Here is a 14,528-nt window from a genome sequence, read left to right as displayed (position 1 = left end):
CCAGGAGAACCCACCGTGTTTCAAAAAGTTGACGCCTATGCTGGCGACCCGATCCTTTCCCTCATGGAGCGCTTTAAAGTCGATCCGCGCAGCGACAAGGTCAACCTCAGCATCGGCCTCTATTACAATGAAGACGGGGTTATCCCGCAGTTGCAGGCCGTCGCGGAAGCGGAAGCCCGCCTGAGCTCGCAGCCTCATGGTGCCTCTCTCTACCTGCCGATGGAAGGCCTGAACGGCTACCGCAGCGCCATTGCGCCGCTGCTGTTTGGCGCAGACCATCCGGCGCTGGTGGAAGGACGCATTGCCACCGTGCAGACACTCGGCGGTTCCGGAGCCTTAAAAATCGGCGCTGACTTCCTCAAAACATACTTCCCTGGTTCACAGGTGTGGGTAAGCGATCCTACCTGGGAAAACCACGTTGCCATCTTTGAAGGCGCGGGCTTTACCGTTAACACCTATCCGTGGTTCGACAGCGAAACCAACGGCGTGCGTTTTGAAGCGCTGCTGGAAAAACTGAATACGCTGCCGGAGCAAAGCATCGTGCTGCTGCATCCTTGCTGCCACAACCCAACCGGCTCAGACCTGACCGACGGCCAGTGGGACACGGTTGTTGAAATCCTCAAAGCACGCAACCTGATCCCATTCCTCGACATCGCCTATCAGGGCTTTGGCGCGGGCATGGAGCAGGATGCTTACGCTATCCGCGCTATCGCCTCATCCGGGCAGCCAATGCTGGTGAGTAACTCCTTCTCTAAAATCTTCTCCCTGTACGGCGAACGCGTTGGCGGCCTCTCCGTGGTTTGCGAAGATAGCGATGCCGCAGGGCGTGTGCTGGGCCAGCTGAAAGCCACCGTTCGCCGCAACTACTCCAGCCCGCCGAACTTTGGTGCCCAGGTTGTGGCTACCGTGCTGAACGACGAGAAGCTGAAGGCCAGCTGGCTTGCCGAAGTAGAAACCATGCGCGTTCGCATTCTGGAAATGCGTCAGGTGCTGGTGGAAGTCCTGAGTAAAGCTATGCCGGAGCGTAACTTTGACTATCTGGTGAAGCAGCGCGGCATGTTTAGCTACACCGGGTTAAGCGCCGCTCAGGCCGACCGCCTGCGCGATGAGTTTGGCGTTTACCTGCTGGCCAGCGGCCGTATCTGCGTTGCCGGCCTGAACCACAGTAATGTGCAGCGCGTGGCGCAGGCCTTTGCTGCAGTGATGTAAGTACTCGCTAACTTAATTGGATTTTTTAGGTCCGCCCGTTCCTCTCCCACCAGGGAGAGGAAATCCTGCCGCTATTCTGTGACCCTCTCTGTTTTCTGCGACAGTAAACTGAAAAAAACCTTTGTAGATCAGCCCCTGGCGGGTATGGTCGGAATGCTTTATGGCAAGATTGCTCATTTTAACAACGATTAAAAATAAAAAATCATAGGGAAAATAATGCGTAAGATCGCTCTGGCACTTAGTGCCGCCTGCCTGCTGGTAGGGCTGAATCATGCCGCTGTGGCCAAGGAGTCCGCCCCAGCGCTGCTTAACCCTGGCGTGACGGTCGCACAGCTGGCGCAGCAGGTCCCGATTCATTGGGTTTCCGTGGCACAAATTGAAAATAGCCTGCTTGGCCGCGCCCCCCTCTCCGTCGGCTTTGATATCGACGACACCGTGCTGTTCTCCAGCCCCGGCTTTTACCGCGGGCAAAAAGAGTTCTCACCGGGCAAGCAGGACTACCTGAAGAATCCAGCATTCTGGGAAAAGATGAACAACGGCTGGGATGACTTCAGCATGCCAAAAGAGGTGGCAAAAAATCTGATCGCTATGCACCTGCGGCGTGGCGATCGCGTTTACTTTGTCACCGGGCGTAGCCAGACGAAAACCGAAACGGTGACCAAAACCCTGCAAAGTGACTTCCTTATCCCTGAACCGAGCGTGAATCCGGTGATTTTTGCCGGGGATAAAGAGGGGCAAAACACCAAAACGCAGTGGCTGAAAGACAAGAAAATCAAGATCTTCTACGGCGACTCGGATAACGACATCACCGCGGCGCAGGAGGCCGGCGCGCGAGGTATCCGCATTCTGCGGGCCTCAAACTCCAGCTACCAGCCGCTGCCGAAAGCAGGCTCATTTGGCGAAGAGGTCATCGTCAACTCCGAGTATTGATCTCGCGATGAAGGAGGGCAGCTAACGCCCGTCAGCTGCCTTTTTTAATCTATTCTCCTCGTCGGTTATCGGCTTTTGGCGCACACTTAATTCTGCCGCGAACCCTTTCGGCATGACTATCAGCACGAGGAAATCGAGATGACGAATTCGGAGCTTCTGGAGTACTGCATGAAGAAGCCGGGCGCAGAGCAGAGCGTGCACAGCGACTGGAAAGCAACCCAAATTAAAGTTGGCGATGTGCTGTTTGCCATGGTGCATGAAGAGAATCAGCGCCCGGCGGTATCCCTCAAGGCGACGCCAGAGCTGGCAGAGCTTCTGCGTCAGCAGCATCAGGATGTGTTCCCCAGCGCTCATTTGAACAAGGCGCACTGGAGCACGCTCTATCTGGACGGCTCGCTGCCCGGCTCGCAAATTTACTATCTGGTGGATGCTTCTTATCAGCAGGCGGTGACTTTGCTGCCTGAACAGGTCAGGCAGCAATTGTCGGTTTGACTATTTCAGCAACGGTTTAAGGAACCGTGCGGTATGGGATGCTTCGCAGGTCGCGACGGTTTCCGGCGTGCCGGAGACCAGAATCTCACCGCCGCCGCTGCCGCCTTCCGGCCCCAGATCCACAATCCAGTCTGCGGTTTTAATCACGTCGAGGTTGTGTTCAATGACCACGATGGTGTTGCCCTGATCCCTGAGCTGATGCAGCACTTCCAGAAGTTGCTGAATATCCGCGAAGTGCAGGCCGGTGGTCGGCTCATCAAGGATATACAGCGTCTGGCCGGTACCGCGTTTGGAGAGCTCACGCGCCAGCTTAACGCGCTGCGCTTCGCCGCCCGACAGCGTGGTGGCCGACTGGCCGAGACGAATATAGGACAGGCCTACGTCGATCAGCGTTTGCAGCTTACGCGCCAGCGCCGGTACGGCATCGAAGAACTCACGAGCGTCTTCAATGGTCATATCCAGCACTTCGTGAATGCTTTTCCCTTTGTACTTAATCTCCAGCGTTTCACGGTTATAGCGCTTGCCTTTGCACTGGTCGCACGGCACGTAGATATCCGGCAGGAAGTGCATTTCCACCTTGATTACGCCGTCGCCCTGGCAGGCTTCACAGCGCCCGCCGCGAACGTTGAAGCTGAAACGCCCCGGCGTATAGCCGCGTGAGCGCGCTTCCGGCACGCCGGCAAACAGCTCACGAACGGGCGTGAAGACGCCGGTGTAGGTTGCCGGGTTGGAGCGCGGCGTACGGCCAATCGGGCTTTGGTCGATGTCGATGACCTTATCGAAATGCTCCAGACCCTGAACATCGCGATACGGCGCGGGCTCGACAATCGTGGCGCCGTTCAACTGGCGCTGGGCAATCGGGAACAGCGTATCGTTGATCAGCGTCGATTTCCCTGAGCCTGAAACCCCGGTGATACAGGTAAACAGCCCAACCGGCAGCGTAAGCGTAACGTCCTTCAGGTTGTTGCCCTTCGCGCCGGAGAGCTTGAGCACCTTCGATGGGTCGGCGGCAACGCGCTGTTTCGGTACCGCAATTTCGCGTTTGCCGCTCAGGAACTGCCCGGTCAGGGACTCCGGCACCGCGATAATATCCTTCATGGTGCCTTCGGCGACTACCTGGCCGCCGTGCACGCCCGCGCCTGGGCCAATATCGATAATATGGTCGGCGGCGCGAATGGCATCTTCATCGTGCTCAACCACAATTACCGTGTTGCCGAGGTTACGCAGGTGAATCAGGGTTTCCAGCAGGCGTTCGTTATCGCGCTGGTGCAGGCCGATTGACGGCTCATCCAGCACGTACATTACGCCAACCAGCCCGGCGCCAATCTGGCTAGCCAGACGGATACGCTGGGCTTCGCCCCCGGACAGCGTTTCTGCTGAACGGGAGAGAGAGAGGTAGTTCAGGCCGACGTTCACCAGGAACTTCAGGCGGTCGCCAATCTCTTTCAACACTTTTTCCGCGATTTGCGCGCGCTGGCCGCTCAGCTTCATGTTCTGGAAGAATTCCATCGCATGGCCGATGCTCATGTCAGAGATGGTCGGCAGCGCGGTGTTTTCGACAAACACATGGCGCGCTTCACGGCGCAGACGGGTGCCTTCGCAGCTGGTGCAGGGGCGGTTGCTGATGAACTTCGCCAGCTCTTCCCGCACGGCGGAAGATTCCGTCTCTTTGTAGCGGCGCTCCATGTTGTGCAGCACGCCTTCGAACGGATGGCGGCGCACGGAGGTATCGCCGCGGTCATTCATATATTTGAATTCTATGGATTCTTTGCCAGATCCGTGCAGCACGACCTTCTTCACCGTGTCGCTCAGCTCGTTCCACGGGGATTCCACGTCGAACTTATAGTGCTCGGCCAGCGAGCGCAGCATGGTGAAGTAGTAGAAGTTACGGCGATCCCAGCCGCGAATAGCTCCGCCGGCCAGCGACAGCTCGCCGTTTTGCACCACGCGGTCCGGATCGAAATATTGCTGAACGCCCAGTCCGTCGCAGGTTGGGCAGGCGCCGGCCGGGTTATTAAAGGAGAACAGGCGCGGTTCCAGCTCGCGCATGCTGTAGCCGCAAATCGGACAGGCAAAGTTGGCGGAGAACAGCAGCTCTTCCGCTTTTTCATCGTCCATGTCGGCGACAACCGCAGAGCCGCCGGAGAGCTCCAGCGCGGTTTCAAACGACTCGGCCAGGCGCTGGGCGATGTCTTCGCGCACCTTGAAACGGTCCACAACCACTTCAATAGTGTGCTTCTTCTGCAGCTCTAATTTCGGCGGATCGGACAGATCGCAGACTTCACCGTCGATGCGCGCGCGTATGTAGCCCTGGCTTGCCAGATTTTCCAGCGTTTTAGCGTGCTCGCCTTTACGATCTTTAATGATCGGCGCAAGCAGCATCAGACGTTTGCCTTCCGGCTGAGCCAGCACGTTATCGACCATCTGGCTGACGGTTTGTGCCGCGAGCGGGATATCGTGATCCGGGCAGCGCGGCTCGCCGACGCGGGCGTAAAGCAGACGCAGGTAGTCATGGATTTCCGTAATGGTGCCGACGGTGGAGCGCGGGTTATGCGACGTGGATTTCTGTTCGATAGAAATCGCCGGCGACAGCCCTTCTATATGGTCGACATCCGGCTTTTCCATCAGCGACAGGAACTGACGCGCGTAGGCGGAGAGGGATTCAACGTAGCGGCGCTGCCCTTCTGCGTACAGGGTGTCGAATGCCAGCGAGGATTTGCCTGAACCCGAAAGCCCGGTGACAACAATCAGTTTGTCGCGCGGGATGACGAGGTTGATATTTTTGAGATTGTGGGTGCGGGCGCCCCGAACTTCGATCTTATCCATTCACCTTTCCCGGAATAATGATACATGCGCCAGGTACAACCGACGGCCAGAAACGGCTAATTATGGCACAATAAAACCTGAATGAATATCCAGTGTTTTAATGAAACGAGCTATACTTAACCGACATTCTGGAATGTCCCTCGCAGCTATAAACATTGTGGGTGGCATAGTGTAGAATCCCCGGTCTAGACTATTTATAAACGTTTCAGGAGACACGAACATGGCCAGCAGAGGCGTAAACAAGGTGATTCTCGTTGGGAATCTGGGTCAGGACCCGGAAGTACGCTACATGCCAAATGGTGGCGCCGTTGCCAACATTACACTGGCCACGTCAGAGTCCTGGCGTGATAAGCAAACCGGCGAAACCAAAGAAAAAACCGAGTGGCACCGCGTTGTGCTGTTCGGCAAACTGGCAGAAGTTGCCGGTGAATACCTGCGTAAAGGCTCTCAGGTTTACATCGAAGGCGCTCTGCAAACCCGCAAATGGACCGACCAGGCTGGCGTAGAAAAGTACACCACCGAAGTTGTGGTTAACGTTGGCGGCACCATGCAGATGCTCGGCGGCCGTCAGGGCGGCGGTGCACCAGCAGGCGGCAACGGCGGCCAGCAGCAGGGCGGTTGGGGTCAGCCTCAGCAGCCGCAGGGCGGCAATCAGTTCAGCGGCGGCGCGCAGTCTCGCCCGCAGCAGCAGAGCGCACCAGCGCCGTCTAATGAACCGCCAATGGACTTCGACGACGACATCCCGTTCTGAAGATGACCTTAGAGTTATCTGTAAAGAATGAAAACATAGACCCCTGTTAATTCAGGGGTTTTTTATTTCTATCGTCGGAAAAAGTGTCTTATATAAATTGGTGATTTTTCACATAAAGTGTACCTTGTAATTGTGTAATGTTTATGGGGTGTGAGTGCATGGAAAAGAACTACAGAGTTACAACATTTGTCATGGATAGTGGCGAGCGCTATTGCATGGTAGTGGATCGTGCTTCTGGGCTTTCCATGTATTACCCAACTTTGTTTTTAACATCCCAAATCCGCAATAAAGGCAATGCCTTCTCAACGACGCTAGCTGCTGCTAACAACCTGGTTATGTTGTTACGCTTTGTAGAGAGTCGCGACATTGACCTTGAACAACGGTTATTGACCAAAGATTTCTTCAAGTCACATGAGATGGACGATCTGAGAGACTTCGCTCAGCGCAAGCAAGGCAGGATGCCATCAAAGGTGCTATCCACCCTTTGGTTAGATGATGAGTTGACCAATATCGTGGATAACGGAACACAACATTCCCGCCTAACAACCTTTGCCAACTATTTATGCTGGTATGCTATGCATATCTTAAATATGCCTGAGCTGGATGTAGTTGAACAGATCAAGACTATGGCGACGCAAATAAAGGTGCGCCGACCGTTTAAAAAGAGCAGAAATAGTACATTGCAAGACAGGTCTTTGAGTGACGTTCAATTGTATGTGCTATTTGAGACGATTAAGCTCGAATCAGAGTGGAATCCTTTTTCAATTGATGTGCAGCGCCGCAATCGGCTGATGATCTTGCTTCTGTTTCCTGATCTTGATGTGCTAGCGACCATCCAATCCCCTTATGAATTCTACCAACTGCTTGCCACTGACAAACTTCACATCGCCGCTTCAGTGATAACTAAAACACTCCATTTAATTGTAGAAGAATCAGATATCCGGTCAGAACGTACTGGTGATCTATTGCATATCAATTCTCGCCGCTTTCGGTATACCACGGGAACACGGGCTGCCCGTGAAGGTTTTGGCGAGTTGGTAATAGCGGAACTGCTTGACCATACGGACACCCAAAACGCAGGTGTTTATATCAAGAATATACCCGAGCATGTGAAAATGCTGGATGAGGCGGTTGGTTTTTCAATTGGCGCCATACGCCCAGGCATTTGTCGGGGGACTTGTAGATTCAGAGAGGGATGCGCATCGAGGTGAAGACCCAACCAGCCGTATTCGGACCGAAATGGGTCAGGGTGTTGGCTCTTGTGGCGAACATGGCTTTTGTGGCGCCAATGTTCCTATTCCTTGCTACACCTGCATGCATTTTCAACCATGGCTGAATGGCCCACATAACGATGTCTATAAGGGTCTGCTCAATGAGCGTGAGCGGGTGAAAGAGATAACTGGCGACATCCAGATTGCTGCCGTGCTTGATCGTAGCATCATTGCAGTGGCAGACGTGATCATGCGTTGTGCTAAACGTCGTGAAGAGCTTGGTGAAGAGGGATTAATTACCAATGGCTGAGATTTTCCAGTTCAAGCCAAAGGCTATTCTGACGGCAGCAGAAAATCTTGAAGCATTCATAGTTAAGTGTCGAGATGAGTTGACGGTATTCGGCTCTAATCTCAATTGGGAAGATCCTGGTTGGCCAAATATAACTGTGTTTGCCAAGTTGGGCGTTATTACTCGCAAACCAAAACCTCAAGAGGTGCAAGACCCCGTATTCATCGATTTTGCCAAAGCTTTTTCCGTTACCAGCAGGGACATGCGCCAACTGGGACTAAGAATGAAAGTAAAGCCTTGCGAGCGATTGAGGCGTCTTTACTTTAAGTAAACGGGAATGCAAATATTGATGGCCTGTCAATTACTGTGCTTGATGAAGCAGCTGAATTGGCAAGGCAGCACTACTCAGATGGTTCCGCATATAGTTGCGGCCGAGAGATTGAGCGGCTGGCTAAGTTTGTGGTTGAAAACCAGCTTGTAGAAAACGTTGTACAAGATTGGGTCAATCCAATTAAGCGTGCTGAGGACAAGAACAAAACAGGCAGGGAGGCGAAGAAAAATAGGGAAGATAAACTTCCAAGTGATATTGCCCTCAATGTGTTGGCAGAAATTTTTGCCCACGACCCAATTCATGAACGAGATATATTTACAACATCGGTATTTGCCATGTTGATGTCAGCACCGTCACGCATTACTGAGGTGTTATCATTGCCTGCAGATTGCGAGGTGTTCGAAAAGGATCGTGAAGGTATAGAACGCTACGGCTGGCGTTTTTTTGCAGGGAAAGGCTATGAGGGTGATATCAAATGGATACCAACCGTGATGGTCGACATCGCTAAAACAGCCGTAGCTAGAGTTCGAGGGCTCTCTGAAAATGCCCGACAGCTGGCTAAGTGGATAGAGAAACACCCGGATAAATTTTACCGCCATGCTGACTGCCCTGATGTTGCTGATGATGTGCCGTTGACGATGGTTCAGACTTGTATGGCGCTCGGTTTTGCACATAACTCTCAAAAGACATACAGGTCGTGTCTTGGTAGCCGGGGCTTAGCTAAGGAAGATGGTGTGTATACGCTAAATAGCCTGTGGCAACACACTATGGAACGTTTGCCAGAAGGCTTCCCGTGGTTTGCTAAAGACAAGGGGATTAAGTTTAGCAATGCCTTGTTTGCACTGAATGTTAATCAGTTCCACGGAAACCGAGGATGCCTTCCGGTTGAATTACATAAGCCAATCAATAACTTTTTTAACAATGATATGGCTCCTCGCGAGGCTCTGGATGGAAAACATGCCAGTATCCTTGATCGCCATGGTTATCGTACTGAAAATGGAGAACGGGTCAAATTGACCTCGCATCAGGCTCGACACCTGCTCAACACCATTGCCCAGCGTGGAGGACTGTCAAACTTGGAAATTGCCAAGAGATCTGGACGGGCAGACGTGAAGCAGAATCGAACCTACAACCATATGACTGAATACGAACTGGTTGGCATGGCTGAACGCCTTGATCCCACAAAAGCGCTATTTGGGCCTGTTGGCGAGGTGGCAAAGCATTTGCCCGTGACTATGCAGGAGTTCAATACCTTAGAGCATGCCGCAGTCCATGTGACGGAGTATGGCTACTGTGTGCATGATTACACCATGAGTCCTTGTGAGAAATTCCGAGATTGCGTCAATTGTACCGAACAGGTTTGCATCAAAGGCGATGATACTGAAAAGTTGGATCGCATTAAGAAACGTCTGGAGAAGTTGGAGCGACTGTTTTTTCTTGCTGACGCAGCGGTGGAAAGTGGCGAGATAGGAACTGATCGCTGGTATCAGTACCACAAGAAAACTGTCACCCGGCTTCGTGAACTAGTGGCTATTTTAGAGAATCCAGACATTGAAAATGGTGTCCAGATTAAGCTCCGGGGCAATGATTTCAGCCAACTTCGCCGTGTTGTCGCAAAGACGTCTATTGAGGCCATTGAGCAAAAAGGCAAAGAAAGTGAAGAAGCTGCGATGTTAGATGATTTGACAACTTTGTTAGGAGGTGGCCTTGGCTAAGCATCTGGACAATAGAGACATTAACGCCATCGTAAATCTAATTCGAGGATGGAAGGAACCAAAACTTTCCTGGTCAGCAATTTGTGAGGCGGCAGAACCATTGGTCGGAAAGTTGCCGTCAAGACAGTCCTTAATGCACATGAGGCAATAGTGACTGCCTATCAAACAAAGAAAGAGGCGCTTAAAGGCCGTGGCCCCCAAAAATCCGCGTCCAGCTAGTTTGAACATTGCAGCCGCTAGAATTGTGAATCTTGAAAGCGAAATCGAAGAGCTTAAGGAAGAGAACCGGAGGTACAAACAACAGTTTGTGATCTGGCAATACAATGCATACAAACATGGAATGAAGGAACATCAACTTAATGCGCAGTTGACAAAGATTGACCGGGAGCGTTCTGACTGTGAAAAACGATAATAATCTCGGTAGTATAATTTTTCGTAATATTATTTATATAGGAGATTGAAGATGATTGACCAGTCTTTTTCAGCGAGAAATTTTAGAAGGATATACGATCTTGATAGGAAAAATAAAGGTACTTTAGAAGTTGAATACTTCCCTGATGCTTATAAAATCAGGAAGAAAATAACAATGTTAAAAGGTTTTATTTATCGGCTTGCAAGAAGACTGAGAAGTGGTCAGATTAGCACAGCTAAATTTGAAGAAAAAAAAGGTAAAATTAATGAACATATTAAGCTTAGAAAAGAACAATATAATAATGAAGTGAATAGCAAATTGAAAATTATTGCACAGAATGTCAGTATAAAAGGATACGCTTTACCTTTGACGTTATTGCCACATCAAGTGAAGGATAAAAATGTATATTCAATTGGTAATTCAGTTGAAGCATTATTTGTGTCTAGGCAAGTAAAGTGTATTTTAAGCTCGTTATACACAATAAAATCAAATAATAGGGATCTGATTATCAGTCGTCTAAGCGCCTTGGCTAAGGAAATGAGTCCAAAGTATATAATCAGGGCCGATGTTGAAAGTTTTTATGAGTCTATAAACCATAAGTCTTTATTAGATATGTTGCATTCATCTCCTAAATTATCTGTTCCGCCACGCCGGGTGATTACTCAGTTAATTAGGAAATATCAGGCTTTAACTGGGTTAGATAAAGGGGTGCCTCGTGGCGTAGGCATAAGTTCTTATTTATCTGAGCTGTATATGAGTGTTGTAGATGATAAAATAAGGGCTTTACCCGATGTTACTTATTATGAACGGTTTGTAGATGATTTGATAGTGATCTTCTCACCAGATAAAGGGGGGAATACTTGTAACTATCTCCCACAAATTACTAGCATTATAAATGACCGTGCCTTGTGCCTTAATAATAAAACAAAAGAATTGGATTTATTTACACAATCTAATAAAAGTTTTGAATATCTAGGTTATAAATTTCAGCTAACAGCTGGAGGCTGTAGTATAAAGATGAGTTCTAATAAATTTCAAAAAATTAGAAGTCGAATTGATAAAACATTTGATGACTATAATCAGAGTTTTAGTAAAACACCAAAGAGAGCAGTAAAAAATATTTTGCTTAGAATGAAATTTCTTACCGGAAACACTCGACTTTATAATAGTAAATCAAAAGCTTTTGTTGGTATATATTTTAGCAATCGATTCATAACTGATTTATCTGATTTAAAAGGATTGGATTCTTATTTATCGAATAAAATAAATGGGTTGCAAAATCAGAAGCTTAAAAAAAGAATTGGTAGGTTTTCCTTTAGTAAAGGTTTTGAAGATAAAATTTTTAGGAAATTTAGCTTCATAGAATTTAGCGATATATCTAAGGGGTGGTCACATGACTAAAAAAGCGCTATCTATAAATTTCCCCATAGAACGAGTAGTTCTTTCCGATTTTTTACCATATGAAGTTCCTATTGTTTTTTCAAATAGACATTTTTACAAGTTTATTGTTAAGCATCAAATAAAACATGATGGGTTAAATTTTAAATGGTTAAAGATAGATGGCTGTTTAAATAGTTTAATTCTACTTTTATTGGGTCTTGAACAGGACACGGAAATAGTTGAGATAGTTGATAAGGGCATTAGTTATACTAAAACAAATATCAAGTATGCTAAACTGCCTAGCATTGCTTTTACTTTTCCAATTTCGCATAAACATAAAGAATACAGATACTTGTCTCTAATGCATCCTAAGGGTCAGCTATTAGGCATTGATTTCTATAGAAATTATAAAGATTTAATAACATACTATTCAAATGTTAGCCCATTTAGCCTCAGATCAGCAAAAAGGACCGCTGGTTGTACTTACATCGATTCAAAGTCTCTTATTGAAAGTTTTGAGAAAGATGATTTAAGTATTGAGGTTGAAGGGCAGGATTATGAAAATTTAAAATCTTTCTTTGTTTATAAGAAATATCGTAATATTTTTGAGTTTTATGAATCTGAAGATCATCATTGGTGTGAAAAGCGTTTTAATTTCCTCTCTAAACTAGATGTGTCGAACTGTTTTGATTCAATTTATACCCATTCAATTTCATGGGCTGTTTTGCAAAAAAACTATTCAAAACAACAGTTAAATAAGACACAATCGACATTCCCATTTAAATTTGATCAATTGATGCAGAGGTCTAACTACAACGAAACAAATGGAATAATAATTGGGCCGGAATTATCCAGGATTTTTGCAGAGATAATAATGCAGTCAGTGGATAACAATATCATCAATGATCTTAATAAAGACGGTTTAGTTCTTGGTGGGGATTACCAAGTATATCGCTATGTCGATGACTATTTCATTTTTTATAATGACGATGATGTGTTCAATAAAATTAGAATAAGCACGCAGAAAAATCTAAAAATTTTCAAACTAAGTTTGAATAAATATAAAGAAGAGAAATTTTCGCGTCCAATAATAACGCCAATAACTATAGCCAAGAAAAAAATAGCGAATTTGATATCGGAAAGAATATCTTATAACATTAGTGACAATGGCTCTCTAGAAGAAGATACTAAGAAAGGGAGTGTCTACATACATCAAAATAGTTTGTCTACCGACTTTAAATCGATACTTTCTGTATCAGGCATAACATATTCGGATATCTTAAACTATTCTTTGTCTATAATTGAAAGGAAAATTAAGACACTTTTTAAAGATTATAAAGAGCTTTCAAAAGATGAAAGTGGCGAGCGTCAACTAATTAATGCTATTGTATCCGTGGTGAATTTCACATATTTTATATATGCAGTCGCTCCTAAAGTGAATAGCACTATAAAATTATGCAGGATAATTCAACAAGTAATTATGTTTGTTAAAGATCAAAGGCTTGGCGAGGAATATCAACACATTGTATTCAAATGTGTATTCGACAATTCGTGTTCTATTTTAGATAAATACTCCGTTGATAAAACAACACCGATCGAGACTTTGTATTTGTTAGTGCTGATTAGGCAGCTTGGTAAATATTATTGGTTAGGTGAGAAAAGCTTGGTGAAGTATTTCAATATTAGATTTGAAGGTGGCGTCTACTCATTTGATGATAACTTGAATTACTTTTCCATTACTTCCCTAATGTTTTATATGAGTGATAAAAAGAGATATAATGGAGTTAGGAAGCATCTTTTGCTTCATATTGAAAATATTTATAGCATGAAAGTTGATACTCTTCTAAATGAGTCTGAATTGGTTCACTTAACTTTGGATCTAATTGCTTGCCCATACATACCTGTTTCTTTTAAAAAAGCTCTGCTTTCTCGTTATGGTATTGAAAAATCGTATGTGAAACGAATTATTTCATTAAATGAATATTGGTTTACAAAATGGAATGATTTTGATTTTGCAAAGGAACTGGACGCGAAACTTAGCAACGCTGTATACTGAGAGGAAGCGCATCAGGCACCCTTAATGGCTGTTGGCAGCCGCACACACCAGCGCTAACAGGTATGATTGCCCTATGCATGGGAATTATGCCTGGCAGGATTCGTCTGAGTCTTTCCTTTGAGGTAGCCCCCTACTACACAGCTTTTGGCCTATGTAGTAGGGGGTTGTCGAGACTAAAGTGATTTAGGCACCATTCTCTCCAGTTTTGAGACTCACCGGATTAGTTACACTGGCATCAAGATTAGCCTGACAATTATCTTGAATACTTAATGTAAATTAATCAGTGTACCGTGACTTTGCACGGCGTTCTTGAATGTTTTTGCCATGGTTAATTCTTTGGTTACCACAGATATAACAAGAACATGCACAAGGCGTGCGATAAGTTTTCCCTACAACGGCAGAACTCGGTATTTGAACCGTTACAGCCCGATATTTTTTGCGCTTAGATTTTAATCGAGATACCTAGTAGCGACGCCAGGCCCTACTTCTAACCATTTTAATTTACTCCAGTTTTCGGGCGCGGCGTTGTACCGCGTCCCTATTTGTGCATGGAGTTCGATATCAATCTGATTTTTCAAAAATACCTCGAAATCTATCAATGGTGAGAGATAAGATAACAACCTTTGCCCAGCAGGTGAATCTTCTCAGCCTTATTATAGGGCAGAATCGTGTACCGGTGTGGGGTCAGTCCATATAGGGCAGAGATTTGTCTACGGGCTCAGAGGTTCCCTGACTCAAAATAATTCGAGTTGCTTGTAAACCGCAAGCACGGGAAACCCTAGGAGCTAAGCCCACTATGTGACTGGGGCGATAGCGGATATAATCAGTATGTTGGAAGATCTCTAAAAGTGAATGGTTCGTTTTACAGAGATACTTACACATGGAAACAATAACATATTTCCCTTTTGCAATTAGCTTAAGTAGTC

General features: G+C 47.1%; 9 protein-coding genes and 1 pseudogene. 9 read left to right on the top strand and 1 reads right to left on the bottom strand.

Annotated elements, in window-relative coordinates:
- The first annotated feature begins 15 nt into the window (after positions 1-15).
- The 3 genes from EL098_RS20890 (at position 16) to EL098_RS20880 (ending at position 2,631) form a co-directional block, all read left to right on the top strand.
- Positions 16-1,209: an amino acid aminotransferase gene (locus EL098_RS20890; protein ID WP_126357932.1), complete on the top strand. Its 1,194-nt coding sequence runs from the start codon at positions 16-18 to the stop codon at positions 1,207-1,209.
- Between the two features lie 216 nt (positions 1,210-1,425).
- The gene (gene aphA, locus EL098_RS20885; RefSeq protein ID WP_126357931.1) at positions 1,426-2,139 is read left to right on the top strand and encodes an acid phosphatase AphA; all 714 of its coding nucleotides are present in this window, start codon (positions 1,426-1,428) and stop codon (positions 2,137-2,139) included.
- Between the two features lie 138 nt (positions 2,140-2,277).
- On the top strand, positions 2,278-2,631 hold the full coding sequence (locus EL098_RS20880) for an MmcQ/YjbR family DNA-binding protein (RefSeq protein WP_126357930.1): 354 nt from the start codon (positions 2,278-2,280) through the stop codon (positions 2,629-2,631).
- Here EL098_RS20880 and uvrA read toward each other — a convergent pair whose 3' ends face one another.
- Positions 2,632-5,457 (bottom strand): excinuclease ABC subunit UvrA, encoded by a 2,826-nt coding sequence (gene uvrA / locus EL098_RS20875; protein WP_126357929.1) that lies wholly within the window; start codon positions 5,455-5,457, stop codon positions 2,632-2,634. It lies immediately after the preceding gene.
- A gap of 220 nt (positions 5,458-5,677) precedes the next feature.
- Here uvrA and ssb1 point away from each other — a divergent pair, with 220 nt between their 5' ends.
- The 6 genes and pseudogenes from ssb1 (at position 5,678) to drt3b (ending at position 13,602) form a co-directional block, all read left to right on the top strand.
- The gene (gene ssb1, locus EL098_RS20870; RefSeq protein WP_008455813.1) at positions 5,678-6,208 is read left to right on the top strand and encodes a single-stranded DNA-binding protein SSB1; all 531 of its coding nucleotides are present in this window, start codon (positions 5,678-5,680) and stop codon (positions 6,206-6,208) included.
- 158 nt (positions 6,209-6,366) lie between these two features.
- Positions 6,367-7,729 (top strand): annotated as a pseudogene (locus EL098_RS23630) (hypothetical protein).
- Positions 7,722-8,039: a hypothetical protein gene (locus EL098_RS23625; RefSeq protein WP_232012252.1), complete on the top strand. Its 318-nt coding sequence runs from the start codon at positions 7,722-7,724 to the stop codon at positions 8,037-8,039. Before EL098_RS23630 ends, EL098_RS23625 begins: the two are co-directional and overlap by 8 nt.
- A 35-nt stretch (positions 8,040-8,074) precedes the next feature.
- Positions 8,075-9,754, top strand: coding sequence for an integrase (locus EL098_RS20860; protein ID WP_232012251.1), 1,680 nt, complete (start codon positions 8,075-8,077; stop codon positions 9,752-9,754).
- Positions 9,755-10,217: 463 nt separating this feature from the next.
- Positions 10,218-11,567, top strand: a complete 1,350-nt coding sequence (gene drt3a, locus EL098_RS20850; protein WP_126357927.1) for an antiviral reverse transcriptase Drt3a — start codon at positions 10,218-10,220, stop codon at positions 11,565-11,567.
- Entirely contained in the window at positions 11,560-13,602 is a 2,043-nt protein-coding gene (gene drt3b / locus EL098_RS20845; protein ID WP_126357926.1) for an antiviral reverse transcriptase Drt3b, read from the top strand. Before drt3a ends, drt3b begins: the two co-directional genes overlap by 8 nt.
- Positions 13,603-14,528 lie beyond the last annotated feature (926 nt).

The sequence above is a fragment of the Cedecea lapagei genome, from assembly GCF_900635955.1.
GTDB classification, from domain to species: domain Bacteria; phylum Pseudomonadota; class Gammaproteobacteria; order Enterobacterales; family Enterobacteriaceae; genus Cedecea; species Cedecea lapagei.
The sequence above is the reverse complement of the archived record's forward strand: the minus strand, read 5'-3'. Positions and strand labels throughout refer to the sequence as shown.